This is a genomic window from Mycobacterium ahvazicum (assembly GCF_900176255.2).
Lineage (GTDB): Bacteria > Actinomycetota > Actinomycetes > Mycobacteriales > Mycobacteriaceae > Mycobacterium > Mycobacterium ahvazicum.
This window is the reverse complement of sequence record NZ_FXEG02000003.1, coordinates 653381-673372: the sequence shown is the minus strand read 5'-3', so window position 1 is coordinate 673372 and position 19992 is coordinate 653381. Positions and strand designations below refer to the sequence as shown.

The 19992-nt window shown below is 65.2% G+C and carries 16 protein-coding genes and 3 pseudogenes; 6 read left to right on the top strand and 13 right to left on the bottom strand.

The genetic code is table 11. From position 1 onward, the window contains the following. Window positions 1–104 precede the first annotated feature (104 nt). A pseudogene (locus tag MAAFP003_RS29645) lies at window positions 105–722 on the bottom strand (DUF2275 domain-containing protein); the annotation flags it as partial. A 116-nt stretch (window positions 723–838) separates the two neighbouring features. Between MAAFP003_RS29645 and MAAFP003_RS15795 the strand changes: the two are divergent. Continuing rightward, entirely contained in the window at window positions 839–2401 is a 1563-nt protein-coding gene (locus MAAFP003_RS15795) for a PPE family protein (RefSeq protein ID WP_096288374.1), read from the top strand. 6 nt (window positions 2402–2407) lie between these two features. Here MAAFP003_RS15795 and MAAFP003_RS15790 read toward each other — a convergent pair whose 3' ends face one another. The 5 genes from MAAFP003_RS15790 to MAAFP003_RS15765 all read right to left on the bottom strand — a co-directional run bounded on the left by MAAFP003_RS15790 (window position 2408) and on the right by MAAFP003_RS15765 (window position 9333). After that, window positions 2408–3898 (bottom strand): precorrin-2 C(20)-methyltransferase, encoded by a 1491-nt coding sequence (locus MAAFP003_RS15790; RefSeq protein ID WP_096288372.1) that lies wholly within the window; start codon window positions 3896–3898, stop codon window positions 2408–2410. Then, window positions 3895–4521: a precorrin-8X methylmutase gene (locus MAAFP003_RS15785; RefSeq protein WP_096288370.1), complete on the bottom strand. Its 627-nt coding sequence runs from the start codon at window positions 4519–4521 to the stop codon at window positions 3895–3897. Before MAAFP003_RS15785 ends, MAAFP003_RS15790 begins: the two co-directional genes overlap by 4 nt. 19 nt (window positions 4522–4540) lie before the next feature. Further along, window positions 4541–5653 carry a precorrin-3B synthase gene (gene cobG / locus MAAFP003_RS15780; protein ID WP_096288368.1) on the bottom strand — a complete coding sequence of 371 codons (1113 nt, stop codon included), beginning with the start codon at window positions 5651–5653 and terminating at the stop codon, window positions 4541–4543. 390 nt (window positions 5654–6043) lie between these two features. After that, on the bottom strand, window positions 6044–8911 hold the full coding sequence (locus MAAFP003_RS15770; protein WP_096288366.1) for an MMPL/RND family transporter: 2868 nt from the start codon (window positions 8909–8911) through the stop codon (window positions 6044–6046). After that, window positions 8908–9333 (bottom strand): MmpS family transport accessory protein, encoded by a 426-nt coding sequence (locus MAAFP003_RS15765; RefSeq protein ID WP_042909771.1) that lies wholly within the window; start codon window positions 9331–9333, stop codon window positions 8908–8910. Before MAAFP003_RS15765 ends, MAAFP003_RS15770 begins: the two co-directional genes overlap by 4 nt. A 328-nt stretch (window positions 9334–9661) precedes the next feature. On the opposite strand from MAAFP003_RS15765, the gene MAAFP003_RS15760 reads away from it, so the two are divergent. Next, window positions 9662–10477, top strand: a complete 816-nt coding sequence (locus MAAFP003_RS15760; protein WP_051472940.1) for a helix-turn-helix transcriptional regulator — start codon at window positions 9662–9664, stop codon at window positions 10475–10477. 2 nt (window positions 10478–10479) lie between these two features. Here MAAFP003_RS15760 and MAAFP003_RS30110 read toward each other — a convergent pair whose 3' ends face one another. Further along, window positions 10480–10833, bottom strand: a complete 354-nt coding sequence (locus MAAFP003_RS30110; RefSeq protein WP_423790900.1) for a hypothetical protein — start codon at window positions 10831–10833, stop codon at window positions 10480–10482. Window positions 10834–10857: 24 nt separating this feature from the next. Between MAAFP003_RS30110 and MAAFP003_RS15750 the strand changes: the two are divergent. Further along, window positions 10858–11622 (top strand): annotated as a pseudogene (locus MAAFP003_RS15750) (ISL3 family transposase); the annotation flags it as partial. A 566-nt stretch (window positions 11623–12188) separates the two neighbouring features. Here MAAFP003_RS15750 and MAAFP003_RS15745 read toward each other — a convergent pair. From MAAFP003_RS15745 to MAAFP003_RS15735, 3 genes are all read right to left on the bottom strand, one after another. Beyond that, window positions 12189–12851 (bottom strand): TetR/AcrR family transcriptional regulator, encoded by a 663-nt coding sequence (locus tag MAAFP003_RS15745; RefSeq protein ID WP_042792008.1) that lies wholly within the window; start codon window positions 12849–12851, stop codon window positions 12189–12191. A gap of 172 nt (window positions 12852–13023) precedes the next feature. Then, a complete protein-coding gene (locus MAAFP003_RS29200) occupies window positions 13024–13176 on the bottom strand; it encodes a hypothetical protein (protein WP_158089969.1) in 153 nt (50 codons plus the stop codon). Between the two features lie 55 nt (window positions 13177–13231). Then, complete coding sequence (locus tag MAAFP003_RS15735) at window positions 13232–14536, bottom strand: MCE family protein (RefSeq protein ID WP_042792071.1); 1305 nt, start codon at window positions 14534–14536, stop codon at window positions 13232–13234. Window positions 14537–15179: 643 nt separating this feature from the next. Between MAAFP003_RS15735 and MAAFP003_RS15730 the strand changes: the two genes are divergently transcribed. After that, window positions 15180–15821: a TetR/AcrR family transcriptional regulator gene (locus tag MAAFP003_RS15730; RefSeq protein WP_038534967.1), complete on the top strand. Its 642-nt coding sequence runs from the start codon at window positions 15180–15182 to the stop codon at window positions 15819–15821. A gap of 47 nt (window positions 15822–15868) precedes the next feature. Here the strand turns inward: MAAFP003_RS15730 and MAAFP003_RS15725 are convergent, their stop codons facing one another. Continuing rightward, the gene (locus MAAFP003_RS15725) at window positions 15869–16168 is read right to left on the bottom strand and encodes a hypothetical protein (RefSeq protein ID WP_042792006.1); all 300 of its coding nucleotides are present in this window, start codon (window positions 16166–16168) and stop codon (window positions 15869–15871) included. Window positions 16169–16316: 148 nt separating this feature from the next. Between MAAFP003_RS15725 and MAAFP003_RS29195 the strand changes: the two genes are divergently transcribed. Then, window positions 16317–16493 (top strand): hypothetical protein, encoded by a 177-nt coding sequence (locus tag MAAFP003_RS29195; RefSeq protein ID WP_158089970.1) that lies wholly within the window; start codon window positions 16317–16319, stop codon window positions 16491–16493. Between the two features lie 481 nt (window positions 16494–16974). Here MAAFP003_RS29195 and MAAFP003_RS15720 read toward each other — a convergent pair whose 3' ends face one another. Together MAAFP003_RS15720 and MAAFP003_RS15715 are read right to left on the bottom strand one after the other, a co-directional pair. Then, the gene (locus tag MAAFP003_RS15720; RefSeq protein ID WP_096288364.1) at window positions 16975–17571 is read right to left on the bottom strand and encodes a TetR/AcrR family transcriptional regulator; all 597 of its coding nucleotides are present in this window, start codon (window positions 17569–17571) and stop codon (window positions 16975–16977) included. A 99-nt stretch (window positions 17572–17670) separates the two neighbouring features. Beyond that, window positions 17671–18871, bottom strand: a pseudogene (locus tag MAAFP003_RS15715) (IS110 family RNA-guided transposase). A 515-nt stretch (window positions 18872–19386) separates the two neighbouring features. Between MAAFP003_RS15715 and MAAFP003_RS15710 the strand changes: the two are divergent. Continuing rightward, window positions 19387–19872, top strand: a complete 486-nt coding sequence (locus MAAFP003_RS15710; RefSeq protein WP_133160862.1) for a hypothetical protein — start codon at window positions 19387–19389, stop codon at window positions 19870–19872. The last annotated feature ends 120 nt before the right edge of the window (window positions 19873–19992 follow it).

The window sequence follows — 19992 nt, the reverse complement described above, 5'->3', positions numbered from 1 at the left end:
GAACGGTTGATCGGCCGCAGATGGCCACGGCGGCGAGTGGGGAAACTGGCGGGCAGCTCGCCGTCGAAAGCGTCGAAGTCGGACTCGCCCGACCCGCGGCCGCCGGTTCGCTCGCGCGCCACCAACACCGCGAACGCCAGCCCCAGCAGCACGGGCACGTGGCTGGCGACGCGTGTCGCGGTCACCTGGCCGTCCAGGGCGTCAGCGGCCACATAACCCATCAGTCCGAGGGAGTACGCGCCGGCTATCGCCGCGACGCCGGTCGCCATCACCGGCCAGACTCCGGCCGCGATCATGGCCGCCCCCAACGCCAACAACCAGGCCGTGGACTCGTGTAGCAGGTGCTCGCCGGACATCGCGCCGTGCATGTGATGCGACACCATCCCGAAGCTCATTCCGCCGATTTGCGCAGCCGCGATCAAGACTTGGAAGGCGCCCACGGCGATGAGTCCCCACCGCGCGTAGCGCGCCCGAACGGCGCGCATCCAGCCGTTACGCGCTGCGGGGTCCTCGTCGATGCTCGCCATGATTCGGGCGACCAGGTCCGGGCCGTCACCGGGTTCGATCGAGGCCAGCCGCCGAGTCTGGGTTGCCGCACCGATTAACCAGGTACGACACCCACGGCACGTCTCCAGATGGGCATCCACCTGCTGGGCAAGCACGTCCGTTCGCTCGCCGTCCAATCGGGCGGAAAGCGCTTCACGCGCAACATCACACCGCATCCCTGCATCGTTGCGCATGCACGCGCCGGGCGCAAAGAAGAAACCCGGTGGGAACTAAATCGTGCGCCGCAACGACCACTGAGGACAGCCCACATCGCCCCGGAAGGCCCGCTTTCATGACCGCCCCGATCTGGCTCGCGTTTCCACCCGAGGTGCATTCCACGCTGCTGAGCAGTGGGCCCGGACCGGGGCCGCTGCTGGCGGCGGCCGGAGCGTGGTCGGCGTTGAGCACCGAATACGCCGACGCCGCCGACGAACTCACCGGGCTGCTGGGCGCGGTGCAGGCCGGGGAGTGGCAGGGCCCAAGCGCGGAGCAGTACGTCGCCGTCCACGCCCCGTACTTGACCTGGCTGCTCGCCAGCTCAGCGGACAGCACCGCCGCGGCCGCATTGCACGAGACGGCCGCCGGCGCCTACACGGCCGCGCTGGCCGCGATGCCCACGATGGGCGAGCTCGCCGCGAACCACGTGATTCACGGCACTCTGGTCGCGACGAACTTCTTCGGCATCAACACGATCCCGATCGCCGTCAACGAGGCCGACTATGCGCGTATGTGGGTGCAGGCGGCCACGACGATGAGCACCTATGAGGCGGTCAGCGAATCCGCGCTCGCGGCGGTGCCGCCGTCGACCCCCGCACCACAGATCATGACGGCGGCCGCCACCACGTCGACCACCCAGCAGCAAGCCACCACCGCGGCGCCGCAGTACCCGTCCTGGATGGATCAGCTCGAGGCGTGGATTCGGCAGTACACGACCAGTTTTGCCTGGCCGGTATCCAAGGAACTCAACCCCGGTGGCTGGCCGTTCCCGCCGGTGCCCTGGGTCAACAGCCTCGCCTCCTTTTTCACGCAGTTGGGGCTGTCGCCGACGCTGGCCAGCGCGATGGGCTGGGCCATCTTCCACACCCTGATGATTTTCTGGCCGTTCATCCAGGTCGCGGTTCAGCTGGCCGTCGTCGCCATCCCGGCCATGATGGCCGTCGCCGCTGCGGCGGGTGCCGGGGCGGCGGCGGGCGCCGCGGCGATCGCGGTGAGCACCGCGGTTCCCCTGTCGATCCAGCCGCCGTTGCCCGCGATGGCGCCCACGCCAATGCCCACCGCGCCGGCTCCAGCGGGATTCGGCAATGTGCCGACCAGCTCGAGTGTCAGCGCGCCCGCTCCGGCGCCCGCGACGGCAACGGCCATGCCCGCGCACGGTGCCCCACCGGTCGGTGGCGGCCCCGGGGTTGGCTTCGGCCCGACCAGTACGACCGGACTCGGCGCCGGCCTGTCCGACGCGCTGTATGCCGTTGGGCTGTCCGGCCTTTCGGGGAGTGCCAGCGCGCGAAACCGATCCCGCCGCAAGTCCGAGGAGCCCGCACCGGACGACGCTGACGCTCCGGCCGCGTCGGCGGCGGCATCCGCCAAGGAGCGGTTGAAGGCCCGCCGCCGTCGCGGCGGAACCGCAAAGGACAAGGCCTACCGATACGAGTACATGGACCTCGAGGACACCCCCGCCGCGCCGGACGACGAACCCGCCACCACGGCCGGGGAGTCGGGCGCCGGGCCGCTCGGATTCGCCGGTGCCGCAGCCAAATCCGGCGCGGACCGCGCCGCGGGGCTGACGACGCTGACCAGTGACGGGCTCAATGACGGTCCGTCCGTGCCGATGCTGCCGAAAACCTGGGGCAAGGACTAGCGGGCTTCAGGTAGGGTAGCGCCGCGGCGTGAACACCTTGTCGCCGGAATCGTCTGTGTACCACTGGGTTTGAGACGAACCGACGATCAGCAGGCAGCGCATGTCGACGTCGGCCGGATCAAGGTCGGCCAGCCGCACCACGCGGACATCCTCGTCGGGCCCCGACACGTTGCGGCCGATCACCACCGGCGTCCCCGGTTCGCGGTGGGTCAGCAGGATGTCGCGCATGGCGCCGACCTGCCAGGTCCGGCTCTTGGACGCGGGGTTGTAGACGGCCAGCACCAGATCGGCCGCCGCCGCGGCGCTCAGGCGCGTCTCGATCACGTCCCACGGCTTGAGCCGATCCGACAGCGAAATCACCGCATAGTCGTGACCCAGCGGCGCACCGACGCGGCTGGCGACGGCCTGGGCCGCGGTCATCGCCGGGATCACGCGAACCTGAACCCCGGGCCACTGCTTGGCCTCTTCCAGCACGGCGGTGGCCATTGCGAACACCCCCGGATCGCCCGACGAGACCACCGCGACGGCGCGGCCCTGTTCGGCCAGTGCGCAGGCCAGGCGCGCCCGCGCGGGTTCGTCGGTGTTGTCGCTGGGGTGGCGCTGCTGGCCGTCGCGCACCGGGACGCGATCGAGGTAGTTGCCGTAGCCGATCAGATCGGTCGCGGCGGCCAGCTCACGTCGGCTCTGCGGTGTCATCCAGTCGTGGTCGCCGGGGCCCAGACCCACGACGGCGACGGCGCCGGCCGGCGAGCGTTCCTGCAACCGGCGGCCGCCCGGCAGCATGGCCAGCGAGAAATAGGGCACGCTGGCCTCGTCTACGGCAGCGGCCGGCGAGACACGTTGCGCGGCGGTGCTGGCCCGCTCCACGTAGAACGCTTCGTCCAGTCGCCCGGACGCCGAAAGAGCTTCTCGCACAGTGCGATACGAACGGCCCAGCTTGAGCACCACGGCGGCGTCCGCGTCGGCGAGCCGGCGGGTCAGCTCGGCGACAGGCAGGGTTCCCGGCAGCACCGACAGCACCTCGTCGCCGGCCACCAGCGGGATAGCCACGGCCGCCGAGGCAGCGCTTACCGACGTCACGCCGGGCACGATGACGGCGTCGAACCGCTGCGTCAGCCGGGTGTGCAGATGCATATACGAGCTGTAGAACAGCGGATCGCCTTCGGCCAGCAGCGCCACATTGCGTCCCGCGTCGAGGTGCGCGGCGATGCGCTCGGTGGCCTCGATATAGAAGTCCTCCATCGCACCGGCGTAGCCGCCGGGATGATCGCTTACCTCGGTGGTCACCGGATAGACGAGGTGCTCCTCGATCTGGCCGGGCCGCAGATACGGTTCGGCGATGCCGCGCGCGATGCTGCGGCCATGCCGGGCGCTGTGGTACGCGACGACGTCGGCCTCGCCGATCAGCCGCGCCGCCTTGACGGTCACCAACTCCGGATCGCCGGGGCCCAGGCCGACGCCCCACAGCACGCCTCGCTGGTCTGAGGAGTCAGTCATTCGGTATCGCTCGCGATCGCGTTGACGGCTGCGGCGGCCATCGCGCTGCCGCCGCGGCGGCCCCGCACCACCAGATACGACATCCCGCGCGGGCGTTCGATCAGCTCCACCTTGGACTGTGCCGAGCCGACGAATCCGACCGGGCCGCCCAGCACCGCCACCGGCGCCGGGGCGCCCTCGTCGATCAGCTCGAGCAGCCGGAACAGCGCGGTAGGGGCATTGCCGATCGCCAGCACCGCGCCGTCGAGCCGGTCGGCCCACAGTTCGACGCCCGCCGCCGACCGGGTGATCTGCCGTCGCGCGGCCAACTCGGGTGCGCGAGGGTCGGCCACCAACGACACGACCTCGTTGCCGGCGGGCAGCCGTGCTTTGGTGATCCCGGCGGCCACCATCGACGAATCGCACAGCACGGGAGCGCCGTCTCGCAGCGCGGCGCCGGTCCGGGCCACCACGTCCCGGGTGAAGGCGACATGCTCGGCGACGTCCACCTGCCCGCAGGTATGGATCAGCCGGACGACGACCTGGGCCACGTCGGCGGGGAATCGGGCCAAGTCGGCCTCGGCGCGGATGGTCGCGAACGACTGGCGGTAGATCTCCGCCGCGTCGCGGATGTAGTCGAGCACCTGCCCACCCTACGGCCCCCTAACTTCGAAGCAGCCGGTATCCGTCGCCGGTGGCGACCAGCACCTGTCCGGTCGGCGGGCTGCCGCACGCGCGTTCGCAGCCCACGAAGTGACGATGCGCCGACGAATCCGTCCCGACCAGGTCGGCCGCATCCGCCCGCACATCGGCGGCTGAGCGCGCGCAGCCCGGACTGCCGGTACAGGCGCTGATGTCGAGCCAGGGGGAATTCTCGTCGAATACCAAACCCAGTGGCGCGAGCACCCGCAGCGCGGCGTCGGCGACGCCCTCGTCAAGGTCGCACACCAGCAGCGAGCGCCACGGCGTGATCACCATCGGGGCCTCGATCAGGGCGAGATACTCCGCGGTTTGTGCGGGCAGCACACCCAGCGGTACTGCGGCGCCCAATGCAACCCGGCCTTCGTGACCCGGCCAGTCCTGGGCTATCCAGCCCACTGGCGGTTTGGCGACCGGCGCAAACGGGACGGCACCGAAATCCAGGCCGGGCAGCAGGTCCTCGATGTCAGTCAATTCATTGATACGCCAAGCGCTTTCGCGTATCTCAGTGAATCGGACGGCGATCCCGACCAGCGTCGTGACCACATCGTCGGCCGCCATGCGCAGGCCGGTGTCGCGTCCCATCAGCAGCAGCGCGTAGCCGTCGTCGCAGACGTGCACACCGACGTCGGCGCCCAGCCCGGACACGTCGGCGCGGCCGTCGTCGATGCTGAACCAGAACCGGCCGCCCAGATCGACCAGTTTGGGCTCGGCGCAGATCGCCGCATCCAGCGCGTCCACCCAGGCCCGCACATCCGCGCGTCCGCCCGCCCGGCCGGACAGCGGCGAGGCGACGATGTTTCGCACCCGTTCGTGCGTCGCCGACGGCAATAGCCCCGCCGTGGCGATGCCCTCAGCGACGGCCGCCACGTCGGTGATCGCGCGCAACTGCACATTGCCGCGCACCGTCAGTTCCAACGTTCCCGAGCCGAAGCCGCTGGACAGGCCGGCCAGCGCCGCCAATTGCGCGGAGGTGATCATCCCGCCGGGCAATCGCACGCGCACCAGAGCGCCGTCGGCGGCCTGATGGACCTGCAGCGCACCGGGGCACGCGTCGCTGTCGCGGGTTCGGGCCATGCAATCCACGGTAGAGCGGAGCTGGCCTGCCAAAGTTCTAGAACGGCGGCGGTTGATTTCGTTCGGCGACGTGAGCGGCGTTCAGTGAACGTTCGGCGTTGATGCGACGGACGCGATCTCGCTCTCGGGTGCGCCGCCGCTTGGGCATCATGACCCCGCGGCAGTCGAGCCGGTCGGCAGCCCTTGGCCCGCCGGCCAATTCGCCCGTTGGCAGGCACAGCGTGGGAAATAGCAGGAGACTGCCGGGCCGGGTGGTGTAGGTGTGCCCGCTGGGTGAAGTCCAGACAACGGCACCGTCGGGGCGCTGCTCGTCGCGCCAAGCTGTCCAGAAAGTCTTGAGCAGGTGATGTTTTCGGCACAGGCATTTGAGATTAGTGGCAAGTCGGGAAACTACCCCCTCAGGAGCAGGGCGCGCACCAGTGGACGGGGGCCCACAGATCGGAGCAGTTCGCTGGCTGGGCGGGAGCGTACCCGTAGCGGCCACCAGAACCAGCGCCCCAACAGGGTAGCGGTGGATGGGATCATCAGCGAGCGCACGATCAGCGTGTCGATGAGCAGGCCCAGCCCGATGGTGGTGCCGCCCTGTTTGAGCGTGTACAGCTCGTTGACCGCCAAAGAGGCCATGGTGAAGGCGAACACCAAGCCGGCCGTGGTCACGACTCCGCCGGTGCCGCCTACGGACCGGATGATGCCGGTCTTCAGTCCTGCGCCGATTTCTTCCTTGAACCGCGAGACCAGCAACAGGTTGTAGTCAGATCCCACGGCCAGCAAAATGGTGACTGCGAAAGGCAAGGTGATCCAGTGCAGTTCCAAGCCATAGATGTGTTGCCAAAACAGCACCGACAGGCCGAAGCCGGTCGCTAGCGAGAGCACGACTGTGCCGACGATGACCATCGAGGCGACTAGCGCGCGGGTGATGACCAGCATGACGATGAAGATCAGGATGAGCGCGGCGATGGCCTCGGTCATGACGTCGTATTTGGTGGATTCTTGGATATCTCGGTAAGTAGCCGCCGTGCCACCCAGGTATAACTTCGCACTGGCCAAGGGGGTTTCTTTGACCGCCTCGCGTGCGGCCTTGAGTTCTGCGTCGACGTGGGAGATCGCCTCGGGGCTGGCGGGGTCGATGTTGTGGGTGATGATCATACGGGTGGATTTGCCGTCGGGGGAAACCAGCAGCCTGAGGCCGGTCTTAAAGTCAGGGCTGTCGAACACTTCTGGCGCGATGTAGAAGAGGCCGTCAATTTTTGCTTTGTCGAAGAATTCGCCCATGAGTGTGCTGGTGTCGGTCATGCGGTCCATTTGAGTGATCAGCCCCGAAAAACTGCTGTAGAGCGTGAAGAAGGTAGTCTGCATAGACTTTGCAACGTCGATGATCGGCGGTATCAACGTCACCATCTCTTGTGTTGCGTCAGCGCTTTGTTGGAGGTCCTTGGCCAGCTTGTGGAAATTCTCGGCGAGTTTGTCGAAGCCATCCAACGCGTCGAAGACGGAGCGCAGTGACCAACATATCGGAACGTCGAAGCAGTGCTTTTCCCAGTAGAAGTAACTGCGAAGTGGCCGCCAGAAATCGTCAAAATCTGCGAGATGGTCACGTATTCCATCCGTGATTGCAGCGGTGTCAGTTGTGACGCGAGCGCTGTCGCTAATCGACCCGGATAGTTCCTTTTCCACGGTGTACATGCGCTCTAACGTCGCGATCTGGACGCCGAGGTCATCTCGAGTCAGCCGCAGGATATCGGCCAAGCGGTCCTTCAGATACTGCAGGTTCTCCCGGATCGGGACGGGCTGCATGCCGATCGCGAACGGTATGGTGCCGTGCTCGATGTTGTATCCCAGCGGCCTGGTGATGCTTTGCACCCGCGCGATGCCCGGCACCCGGAAGATACTCGCCGCAATCCTATCCAGGTCGAGCATGTCCACCGGGTTACGCAGGTCGTGGTCGGCTTCGACCAGCAACAGGTCCGGATTCAGCCGGGCATGGGTGAAATGCTGGATGGCGGCACGGTCGCCGACGTTGGACGCTAGGCTCGCGGGAACGTAATAGCGGTCGTCGTAGTTTGTGTGATACCCCGGCAGGGTCAGCCCCCCGACTATTGAGACAACCACAGCGCTGGCAAGGATCGGGGCGGGCCAGCGCACCGTGGCCGTCGCTAGTCGCCGCCACCGGTAAATATTGGTCTTTCGCTTCGCGTCGAGTAAGCCGAACCGCGCGTCGATGGCCAGCAGAGCCGGCATCAACGTCAGCGAGGCCGCGATCACGATGACCAGTGCCACCGCGCACGGAATCGCCAACGTATTGAGGTAGGGCAGCCGGACCAACCGCAGACACAGCATCGCGCCGGCGATCGTTAGCCCGGAACCCAACACGACATGGGCAACTCCACGGTATGTCGTGTAGTAAGCGGTTTCACGGTCTTCGCCGCTTTGACGGGCTTCGTGATAGCGGCCGAGAAAAAAGATCGCGTAGTCCGTGCCGGCCGCGATGGCCAGCGCCATGAGCAGACTGACCGCGAACGTGGTGAAGCCGATCACGTGAAAGTTGCCGATGAATGCCACGATTCCCCGCGCGGTGGCCAGTTCGACAAAAATCACCACCAGCACGATCAGCAAGGTGGCTATCGACCGGTAAGCGATGAGCAACATCAGCGCGGCCACGGCGATCGTGATCGCCGTGCGCTTGGCCAGACCCCGGTCGCCGGCTTCAGTCAAGTCTGTGGTCAGCGGCGCCTGACCGGTCACATATGCTTTGATACCCGGCGGCGGATGAGAGTGCGCCACGATCTGCTCGACTGAGTGCACCGACTCATCCGCCCGCGAGGAGCCTTGGTCGCCGGCGAGGTTGAGCTGCACGTAAGCGGCCTTACTATCGGCGCTCTGCTCGCCGCCCGCCGTGACCAATTCCCCCCAATAGTTCTGCACTTTCTCGACATGCGCGGTGTCGCGCTCGAGCCGGCGCACCAGATCGTCGTAGAAGCGACGCGCCTCGTCGCCCAGCGGTTTGTCGCCCACCAGCACCACCATCGCGACGCTGTCGGAGTCGAACTCGTGAAAAACTTTGCCCATGCGCTTCATCGCGATCAGCGACGGAGCATCCTTAGGCAACAGGCCGACCGAGTTCTGCCGTTCCACCAGATCCAGTCGAGGCACGAAGCCGCTGACGACGACGGCGAACCCCACCCAACCCAACACGACCGGCCCCGCCAACCGCCGCAACATCCGCGCCGCAAGAGGCCGCTCGGCGTGGCCGCCGCTCATGCGGCTTTATCCAAGCAGAAAACCTGTGCGTCGAAACGGGCTACGGACTGCTGGTCGCGCACGACACCGTTGACCAGAATCCGGCAACCGAGCATGTTGCTGTCCCCTTGTGCCACCACGTTGGCGAACATTCCCGGCATGGTCGTGGTCACGGTGTATGACCACGGCAAGGTGGTGAAACTTGCGCGCTGAGGCTGAGCGTTCTCGTCCAGGTAATTGACCACACCCGCCGTGCCCGGGGGCCCGGTAACCTCGTAAACCACGCGCTTGACGTTGATCGGCACAATCTGCTCGACCGGGCCCACCTCCGCGACTCGGTGCGAGCCGAACACACCCTGCAATCGGTAAGCCACGAAGCCCCCGACGGCCGCAACCGCGACGATCACCAGCGGAATCCACGCCCGCTTGAGAATGCCCAGCAAAGTCGTTGTCCTTCCGGTTCGGGTTGCTGTCACTCCAGGCTGCTACGTTTGGGGCGTTGACCCGAGTACGTCGTCGGTGTGGTCGCGACCAGGCAACGAACCGACCCTTCGCCGTACCGCCGTATCCGCGCTGGGTAGCCCCGCCCATGCTCAGGCCCATCCTCCGCCCGTGTCGATATCAGCAAGCGGCCTAAAACCCTGTTCCCTTCGGCCAAGCGGTCGATTGATGCCACGAGTACATATGGTGGCGAGGAACCGCAGGTCGCGGAAGGGGGAGCTTAACCTAGGAATTTGACACCCAGGACGCCGCGCTGGCTAGCATCGCTTCGTGACCAAGACACTGGGAGAATTTCTTCGGGCGCGCCGCGAGGCGATCACACCCAACCAGCAGCGCCACGGCGATCTTGCGAGACGGCGGCGCACCCCTGGGCTGCGCCGCGAGGAGGTGGCCGTGCGGGCCGGCATCAGTGCCGACTACTACGCGCGGTTGGAACAAGGACGAGAAAACCACCCGTCCGCGCGGATATTGGACGCCTTGGTGATCGCGCTCGGCCTGTCTCCCAGTGAGGCGACCTATCTGTATGACCTCGCGACCCCGCGACACCGCTGGCGGCAGAAGGCCAGTTCGCAGCAAAACCCGGCTGAGTATTTGCTTCTCATCATGCAAGCCTGGACACTCGGTCCGGCCTACATAGTCAACCGCCGGTGCGATGTGCTGGCCGAAAACCCGCAAGCCTCAGAGCTCTTCTCCCAATTCACGATCACAGGGAACGTTTTGCGCTTACTGTTCCTGGATCCCGAGGCGAAAACCCTCTGGGTGAACTGGGAATCATACGTCAAAACCGCCATCGCCACCGTGCACCGCACCGCAGGTATCGATATTGATCAGCCAGATATCACCGATATCGTCCTCGAACTTTCCAAAAAGAGCAGCGACTTCGTCCAGATGTGGAACAGCCACGATGTCAATGTCTCCGACGGCAAGGTCAAGCAGCTCCGACATAGAGACTTCGGTGAGCTTGAGCTTGACTACGAGCTACTTTCAGTTGCGAGCGCGCCAGGACAATTTCTTGTAATCCACAGAAGCATTAAGAACGGCTCTTTCTTCTCGATGGCAGCGTCGCCGAATACGGTGGACAAATAGTCCTAGCGACAAAGGGGCTCATTGATGATGGCGGTCATCATGGTCTTGCCGCGCCGCCGGTCGGGGTGGCTGTAGGCCGCGATGATGCGCTGGTAGACGCCCCAGGTGAGCTGCACGGGGAGGTGGTTGTCGTCGGCGAACACCGCCTCCAGGCGGGTGCGTTGGCGGGCGGTGAGCAGCGGGAATCGGGTGCGCAGGGTGCGGCGCACGCCGTAGAGCGGATCCCTGGTGCGGCCGCGATGTCGCAGGTGGCCTGTTGGACGCGTTGACGGCTCTTCGCAGTTGAGGGTGTAGAGGTGGTCGGCGCGTCGCTGCCGGGATAGGGGTCGAGGTCTTCCGATGATGGGAGTTCTCACACCGCCCATCTGAAAGACCTCGACGTGCCTGACGCTACCTTCGCGTGCCCTGATCTGAGGACATTCTGCCGCCTTGACGAGCTCGGGTTGGAGGTGACCGGACAACGCCTGGAGCCGGACCGGGCGGTGTTGGCTTGCCGGATTATCGACGACGACTCGTGGTGTCGCCGCTGCGGCGAGCAGGGCGCGGTGCGTGACACCGTGACCCGGCAACTGGCTCATGAGCCGTTCGGGTGGCGGCCCACATGCTTGCTGGTCACGATCCGCCGGTATCGGTGCGCCGGCTGCGCTCATGTGTGGCGCCAAGACACCAGCAAGGCCGCCGAGCCGCGGGCCAAGCTGTCCCGCCGGGGCCTGCGGTGGGCACTGGAAGCCCTGGTCTGCCAACATCTGTCGGTGGCCCGAGTCGCCGAAGCGCTCGCGGTGTCGTGGAACACCGCTAACAACGCGGTGTTGGCCGAAGGCCGCCGGGTGCTCATCGCCGATGCGGCCCGCTTCGACGGGGTCGCGGTGATCGGCGTCGACGAGCATGTGTGGCGGCACACCCGTCGCGCCGACAAGTACGTCACCGTCATCATCGACTTGACCCCCGTGCGCGACAAGACCGGTCCGGCGCGGTTGCTCGACATGGTCGAAGGACGCTCCAAACGAGCATTCGCCGACTGGCTGGCCGACCGGCCACAGGACTGGCGCGATGGTGTGGACGTCGTTGCCATGGACGGATTCTCCGGATTCAAGACCGCCACCACCACCGAACTGCCCGAGGCGGCGGTGATGGATCCCTTTTATGACGACGTCTGGGTTCTGCCGACATGGTCGGTGTTGCGCCTGGTGGAGGCGGTGCCCGCAGCCGTGAGGTCGGCATAATCAGAGGGCTTGGAGGAAGGCAAGGAGAGTGTCGTCGGCTGTTTCGTATCGTCCGGCCCGGATTCCGGTGGGTGTCGTCCTCTCGAGCGCGGTCTGCTTGGTCGTCATGTCGGAAAAACGTATCCGCGCTTGACGGCACCAGTGACGACCCAGCATCCAAGCTGTCCCTTCAGAGACTCTTATAACGCATGAGGACGAGCCGACCGTAGTTTGACAGGCCAGTCCTGCAGGCCTTCAGGGGGCGGGGCGCTGCGCCCCGTGCGATGTCGATGAACCAGCCAAAGAAACCAGTCAGGCGTTCGCGCTGCAAAAGGGTCAGCCTGCCTAGGCGCGGCCGCATGTACCGAATCAGGATCGCTGACCAGGAAGCGGATGAGCGGGACGGCGTCGTTGGGGGCGGTGCCGTCCATCACCGTGGTGGCGTCGGGTGAGTTTTTGGCGATCTTCGACGGGGGATGGTCGGCTTCAGCACGGCTGAGCACAACGGGTCACCACCGTAACGGCCGTCCCGCTAGTCCTCGGGTGGGCGGGCAAAGCGCCCCTTCCACGAGTTGGCGCAGCATTGGGGTCATGGCCACCATCTCTGGGTAAGTCCGGACGTAGCCCGCGTATACCCCCACGCCGCAACCCACGACGAGCAGCGGTTCGACCATTGCCGATGCATCAATATCCGCAGCGAGTTCGCCGCGCTCAATCGCATCGTTGACGAAGCGTGTCAATACTTTCCGAATGATCCAAAGGGGATCGTTTTCGGTGCCAACCAATTCGGGATGGCGCTGCGATTCGAGTACGCCAGTGACCAAAAACGCAGACCCGGCGAAATTTTCCGAACCGGCTCTCATCGCGGAGATGAACGCCATCAGGCGAGCCACCAGCGAATTCTCGATGTCCGCATGTTTAACACCGGCTCCGATGACGCATTCGTTGGTCTCAACCAGCACTTCCTGATACAACGCTCGCTTGCTCGAGAAGTAGTGGTTGATCGCCGGCCGGCTCAGGTCGGCGCGCGCGGCGATGTCTTGGAGCGTCGCGCCGTCGTAGCCGCGTGCGCTAAACACCAAACGAGCAGCTCGGATAATTCGCTCGCGCGCGTCGCCGGCGGTCGCGGCAGGCGGGCGGCCCGGTCTGCGATTACCCTTTTGCGGCGCCACTACAGTGTGTCATTCGCTCCGGTGCGACATTTAGCGGTTTTGGCGGCATGATGCCAAGTGCGGGTCGTCGCCTCGATCATTCCATGCGAATGCTCATCGATTCCACGCGAGTGTTCAACAAAGGCCGCAGTGGAATTCCGGCTCGCGAATCGGCTGCGCCCCGCGAAGCCAATCACCACTGGCCGATATTGCTTGCGCCCTGGATGAGCCTGACTGGGATCTGCACCACGTGATGCTGCATCGCCGGGATCTGCTGGATGACCAGATCGGCGTCGGCGCGGGATTGCGTCGAGAGCTGTCCCGGATGCTGACTGGGCTCGCACACGAAAACCCTCCCACCACAAAAGATCATCGCCCACTCTATGCGGCAATGCCCATTTTTATGGGTTGATTGTGTTATCCCCTACCTGGCGGCCCCAGACGTATTCGATCGCATACGGCGATCCGGTGTCCAGGTGGTTGTACGGCGCAAGGCTGTTGCCGGAGTCCATCACCAACTCCGGTGCGGGCCACAAGTCGTGGGTGATCGGCTGCCAGCACCCCGGCGCACCGCCGGGCCCACCGCGGGCGTTCACCCGCGGCAAATTTTCGGGGTAGATGTAGGGGTTGGGCGCCCCACCGACCACCCCGGCGACACCGCCCACCAGCGAAGCGATGACGGGCGCCGCGGACACCGGGTTCGCGATCAGTCCCAGCCCGGAGAGCACCTCGGTGTCCATGTTCAACGAGTAGCCGTTGAATCCGCCCTCCGAGGCACCGGTGATGGGCACGATGTCGTGGTAGTTGCGCAGGGCGCAGAACAGTTCGGGGCTGTAGGTGTCCAGCAGCTGCGCCGAGGGCACCAGATCGGCGGCACCGCGCGCCAAATACGGCCCGCCCTTGTTGAACAACTCCGCACCGGTGTTGCCGAACCCGGCCGCCGCCAGCAACGCCTGATCCAAATCCTTCTGCTGGGCATTGATGGTGCGCGAGGTGATCACCGCGTCGTCCAAGAAATCCAACAAATCCGGCGACGCGTTCGCATAGGTATCCCCCAGCGCCGCCAACCGCGCAATATCCCTGCGCGCCTGCGGCATCTGCGGATTCACATCATCAAGCAACGCGTTGGCGTTGGTCACCGACTGACCGAACTTCTCCCCCAGCCCCGTCAACGACTGCGCCGCCGCGCTCAACGTCAAATTCAGCTTGACCGGATCCACCTTCTCCGCGATCGAGGTGATCGTCTGAAACAGCGTGTTGATCTCGGTGGTCACCGAGCGGGCATCGATCACCGTGTGCGTCGAGATCTTCTGCGGCGACGGATTGGCCGGCGTCGTCAACGCCACATACTTACCACCGAACACCGTCGTCGCCTTGATATCGGCGTTCACGTTCGATGGAATCAACGCCAAATACCGCGGATACACCTCCAAGGTGAACTTCGCGGCGGGCTTGCCGTCGCGAACGGTTTCCGAAATCGACCCCACCCGGCCGATCTGCACCCCGTTATAGGTCACCTTCGAACCCGGATCCATCAGCAGCCCGGCGCGGGCGGCGATCATGGTCAGCTGCGTCTTTTCGGTGAAGGCACCGCGGAATTGCCCGTACACCGAGGCTAAAATCACCGCGAGTACGAGCAGCGTCGCGACTGCAATCCACTTATACGGCGGCGTCCGCGGGGCGTTGGTCTGAGTCCTAACCAACAGCACGTAACGCCCTTGGCGCGCAGGTGGTTTGACGATCCCGATGCACCATCGTCGAAACCTTGTTAGTTTCATGAGCGGCGTAGGCGAAATGCCAGCCGGGAGGTTAGTCTGATCGGCTCCTCGCGCAAGTGGTCATACATTTCGCGGTTCATTAGGTCGTCGTCGAGGTATGAGCAGCAGCGAGGCGGGTAATGACGTGGACGCACGCGGCCTTGCTCGACCGGCGGCGGTCGGTGCACGCCACTGGTAATCGCGCGGCCGGTGCGCTTGAAAGCCCGAACCGCACGCGTCCACACGTGAGGCTTGGTTGGCGCAAGCAGCACACTCATCGCGGACCATCGCTCTTCGTCTGCGCGATTTCGCTCGCACAACTCGGAAAGTTCGTTCGACAGCCAGACGACATGGCATGTAGTGGCAGCATCGAGGAGCTTGTGAACCAGGGATCGTTCGGCCCGTTGCCTGACATGAATCCTCCCCCGGGCGCAAAGACGGATATGCATAAGTGGACTACTAGTAGCGCTACACTACTACTAGTAGCGCTACACCACTACCAGTAGTGTTAATTGCGTTGCGGACGGGTCAATCGCCCGATGCAGGCACGATTCGGTGCGGGCCAGGTACGGGCGGGGCTTACGGTGACTACATGGAGCGCGACGCCCTTGAATTCCCCGTCGACGACGATGACGACGTCGACCCACGCCGGCTACGCTCACGGACCCGGCTATTGGATGCGGCCACCGAACTCCTCAGCGCCGGCGGCATCGAAGCCGTCACCATCGACGCGGTCACCAAAGCCTCCAAAGTCGCGCGCACGACCCTGTATCGCCACTTCAGCAGCTCCACTCAACTGCTGGCCGCCACATTTGAACGGCTGCTGCCGCAAGTCCACCCTCCGCCGGGGACGGGACCGTTGCGCGACCAACTCATCGAACTGTTGAGCCGACAAGCCACGCTGTTCCAGGAGGCACCGCTGCACGTCACCACACTGGCCTGGGTCGCGCTTGGCCCAACACCGAACAGCACCCAGGAAACCTACGATCGGCACGCGCTGCGGACACGAATCGTCGACCAGTATCGCCAGCCGTTCGATCGCCTTTTGCAAAGCCCCAAAGCCCGCGCCGACCTCGATGAATTCGACCCGCAGCTGATCCTGTGTCAACTCGTGGGGCCACTCGCGTTCGCTCGACTCACCGGCCTGCGTGCCATCGATCGTCAAGACTGTGAGCGCATCGTCGATGACTTCCTTGCCGCGCACCGCCGCCATGCCGATGAGCCCGCAACGTAGGCCCCCCTCACCCTCCGCAAACCAGCTTCCCGCAGCAGCCGCTCCGGCTACCCGAGTATGGCCAATTCGCCGACCACGAGATCGGCAACGACAGATAGCCCCGGAGGAGACCTGGACGGGTGGCCGCCACGCACCTGCGTCCCGCCGCTGTGCGGAAACGCGTACTGAACCGCGGGCTGACCGCGAACCAATCCGGTAGCGACTGCCGTTTGCACCAGGCGCGCGGCGGTCGGGAATTGGGGCCATATCGGCGCCGATGCGGCCAGGATCAGCTGTACGCCGAGCCGCCCGACGCCGGCGATCTCGTCGAGACACTCGATCGCCGCAAGCGTCTGTCGGGCAGCCATGGTGTCGTCGACGATGATCTGGCCTGGCCCGCCGCCGGCCGCGCTCGCGTTGGTGTCGCCGCTGTGGCTGCCACGTCGATCAGGACGCTCAGTTGGTCGTCGATACGAGTGGTTAGGGTTCGATCCACGCGCTGAGGGTGTCAATCGGGTGAGCAAGCATCCGGCTCCGCTCCGCGTGGTGGTCATCGAAATCGGCCCGTCAAGCCTCGACCAAGGCGCCGTGTTCGACCCGCACCCGGCGGCGGGCCAGATCAGCGAGTTGTCCGGCGTCGCGCTCGCCAGCGATCAACACCTCAAGCATGTCGCGAACCGAGACGGTGTCTAGCTTCTACGCGCCACCGCCGACACTTTAAATCAACGCGTCCTCGAGCAGCTTCTCGAGCCGCTCCCAGTAGCGGGCGCGTTCGCCGGTCAGTCGACCCGTAGCCGGGTGTCATCGTGCAGCCGCCGCGCCGGTGCCGGCACGAACGATGGCCGCAGCACGCCCTTCTGTGAACGTGACCAGCCACACCGCGTCCACCGTGTCGTTGTTCACGTCGCGGACGTTGACCATTTCACTTCGCTTGTCCTCCCATCACATCGATATTTCATGGGGAGGTTGCTGGGGCCTCGGTCGAGGAACCGAAATTCTGACCGGCTGCTCGAAGCAACAGTGCGTGACCCTCCCAGGTCGGGCCCGGCGCCAGGCTAAACCACGGGCCCACAAACCAGAGTGAAAGTCGGCGTCGGTGGGCAACCCGACCACATTTTCACGCCTGCGAGGCGTCGCCGAAGACAACAGGGGCTAAACCGCCCTACCCGGTGGATCAGGTGAGGCTGGGGATGATGAAGTCAAGGACCAGGGCTTGCACGGTGCGACGGGTGGGGGGTCGGCTAGAGATGATGGACCGGAACATTAGGTAGCCGGGAAGTAGGTCCCAAAGTTCGTCGTCGATGGCGGCGCCCGCGATATCACCTCGGTCAACGGCCTGCTTCAGGATGTGCTGGATCAAGGCTTTCCACTGCTCGAGGAACTGATGCCGTATCGCCTCGTTGAGCGCGGCGTTACGCGACACCTCGACAAGCACCGCGCGGATGGTGCTGGCGTGCTGGCGGGCCTGTTGGCTCACCAACTCCCCAAGTTCCAGCAAATCTCCCCGCAGTGTGCCGGTATCGGGCGGGACCACGACCTGGCGGGTCCCCTCGATGAACGCGGCCAATACCAGTTCGGCTTTCGATGGCCATCGCCGGTACACCGTCGCCTTGCTGGCGCGGGCGGTGGCCGCCACCGCGTCCACCGTCAACCGGTCATACCCGTGTTGCTGCAGCAGCCATAATGTCACCGCAAGCAACTCGGCCTCCCGCGGCGACCACGGCGCGGACTCCGCGGGGTGATCGGCAATCCGAGACACAGCGCCCACGATAGAACCGTCGCCGTAGTACAGTCCAGTACCGTACCGTCTAGCGGCTAAAACGTGGTCAGCTGCAGCCTCGTGTGACCCATTCGATTCTCAATGGGTTTGTCAAGCCGCTGCGGCGGTTGGGATTTGGTAGGTGGTGTGGTCGCGCAGCATGGCCCACAGGACGTTGAGGCGTCGGCGGGCCAGGGCTAGGACGGCTTGTCGGTGGTGTTTGCCCTCAGCGCGTTTGCGTTCGTAGTAGGCGCGAGACGCCGGGTCGGTGCGGGCGGCGCTTTGGGCGGCCAGGTAGCAGGTGCGCAGGAGTCGTCGGTGGTAGCGGCGGGGGCGTTTGAGGTTGCCGCTGATGCGCCCGGAGTCGCGCGGTACCGGCGCCAGCCCGCAGATGCCGGCCAGACGATCGGCGGAGTCGAAAGCGCTCATGTCTCCCCTTGTTGCGGCGAGGAATTCGGCGCCGAGGATGACCCCGAAGCCGGGCATGCTCAGGATGATTTCGGCGTGGCGGTGGCGGCGAAATCGTTCCTCGAGCATCGTCTCGGTGTCGGCGATTTCGGTGTTGAGGGTGATCACCTCCTGGGCTAGCCGGGCCACCATGGCGGCGGCCAGGTCTTGTCCGGGCAGCACAGTGTGCTGAGCGTGGGCAGCTTCGAGTGCGGCGGCGGCGACCGCCTCGGCGGTGCGGGCCTTGCGTTTGCGCAGCCAGGCCACCAGCCGCGCGGCGCCCGCGCGACGCAGTGCCTCGGGGGTTTGGTAACCGGTGAGCAAGATCAGCGCAGCCTTGTGTTGACCGTAGTCAAACGCCCGCTCGAGGGCGGGAAAGTACTCCAGCAGCTGAGCGCGCAGCCGGTTTAGCGCTCGGGTGCGATCGGCGACCAGATCAGCGCGCCGAGCGGTCAGGATGCGCAGCTGCACGGTGATCTGATCACCGGAACGCAGCGGCTGTAGATCACGGCGCATCCGGGCTTGATCGGCGATGATCGCCGCGTCTTTGGCGTCGCTTTTCGCGTCGCCGCGATAGGCGCCCGATGCGTAATAGACACTGCGGCCCGGGATGTAGAGCAGCCGCTGGGAGGCGTCCAGCAGCAGCGTGATCAGCAACGCAGCACCACCACCGGCCAGGTCGATCGCCTAGGTGAGGTCGCCCCCATCAGCGAGCGTGGTGACCGCGTTGATCAACTCGTTTAGTGTCGCCATCGTTGGCTACCCGCCGCGAGAGCACCCTCCTGCCATCAACGTCGACGACGACGCAATGGTGCTCTGACTTGCCGGCATCCACACCCGCCCATAGTTGCTGTGGCACAACCACCTCCGTGTTCGTTGTCGGTCTTTGAACCCACCAGACGACCACGCCGACGTGTCCTTACACAGCGATTAGATCGCACCTCTCAATTAGCGGTCGAGTCGTCGCGGGACGCCCGGGCGGCCAATCGATTCGAGCCATCACCAAAGGCAGAATATGGAAAGCCATACCCGACGTCCCTGGGTACTCGAAGCCTACGGCCGACAGCCACGAACACCCTGCAAAAACCGTAAGGAATATGGACCGGATAGAGGCCTCCGTGGTTAGCCCCGGTCATTCATGGGGTGTAGTCGGTTAATACCTTTGAGTGATTCGTCGTTGGTATCGGCGGCAGACATGCTGAGTTACCGGCTGGCGCTGCCTGACACCAGGCACCGGGCTCGGTGATCGACGAGTACAAGCGCGGTCACAACGCGTCCGACACCGGCTTGGGCGAACCGTATTGGCGTCACGCGGCAATCCTTGATGCAGTGACGATCAGCGAATTGACCTCTCTGCCAACACGAGACAACTTGCGGGCTATGGCCGCCGAGATCGGCCGGCCCTATCGTCAGGTCCTCTCGGCGGCGCTGTTCGACACCGGATATCTGACTGCGGCCGAGACGATGGTTCCCCGACCGTACGACGAAGTCCTCTACGACGTGATCGCCGCCCTGACGGAGGCCGCTCATCTGACGAATCAGCCGATGCGTCAACATAGTTCGGGGAAATGGGAACCGGATCGCGACTCCCGCGCAGCGCTACCGATCGACTGGGCCGAGTTCGTCACCCACGCCCTGGCCGCGGCCGCCGTCAACATCGAAGGCACCGAACAAATCCTGGCCGGGCGGCCCGGCTCCTGGGAGGCCGAGCGGGTGCGTCAAACCTTGCAGTCAACTGTCGGCGTCGACGACGAGGATCTCGTACGACAGCGTACCGAACTCGTCGTCATCGGCCTGTGGGTCGACAGAATCTTGCGCGACACCTACGACGACTACCGCAACGCCGAACTGGAACTTTCTCGATAGCAGTAAAGAAAGTCCTCACGTGCGAGGTCAGGGCATGTGTCCCACGGTGGCCGGCGGTCTGGCCCGGCTCTGGTCGCCGCGCGAGAGGCGCAAACGCCGTTGGCCTGGCGGTGGCAGGCG

Bases quoted from the DNA above. Each gene is read 5' to 3' on its own strand.
- MAAFP003_RS15710 (WP_133160862.1), top strand. From the start codon at position 19,387: ATGGCCGCCGAGATCGGCCGGCCCTATCGTCAGGTCCTCTCGGCGGCG.
- MAAFP003_RS15725 (WP_042792006.1), bottom strand. From the start codon at position 16,168: ATGGCTGCCCGACAGACGCTTGCGGCGATCGAGTGTCTCGACGAGATC.
- MAAFP003_RS15770 (WP_096288366.1), bottom strand. From the start codon at position 8,911: ATGAGCGGCGGCCACGCCGAGCGGCCTCTTGCGGCGCGGATGTTGCGG.
- MAAFP003_RS15730 (WP_038534967.1), top strand. From the start codon at position 15,180: ATGGAGCGCGACGCCCTTGAATTCCCCGTCGACGACGATGACGACGTC.
- MAAFP003_RS15795 (WP_096288374.1), top strand. From the start codon at position 839: ATGACCGCCCCGATCTGGCTCGCGTTTCCACCCGAGGTGCATTCCACG.
- MAAFP003_RS15790 (WP_096288372.1), bottom strand. From the start codon at position 3,898: ATGACTGACTCCTCAGACCAGCGAGGCGTGCTGTGGGGCGTCGGCCTG.
- cobG (WP_096288368.1), bottom strand. From the start codon at position 5,653: ATGGCCCGAACCCGCGACAGCGACGCGTGCCCCGGTGCGCTGCAGGTC.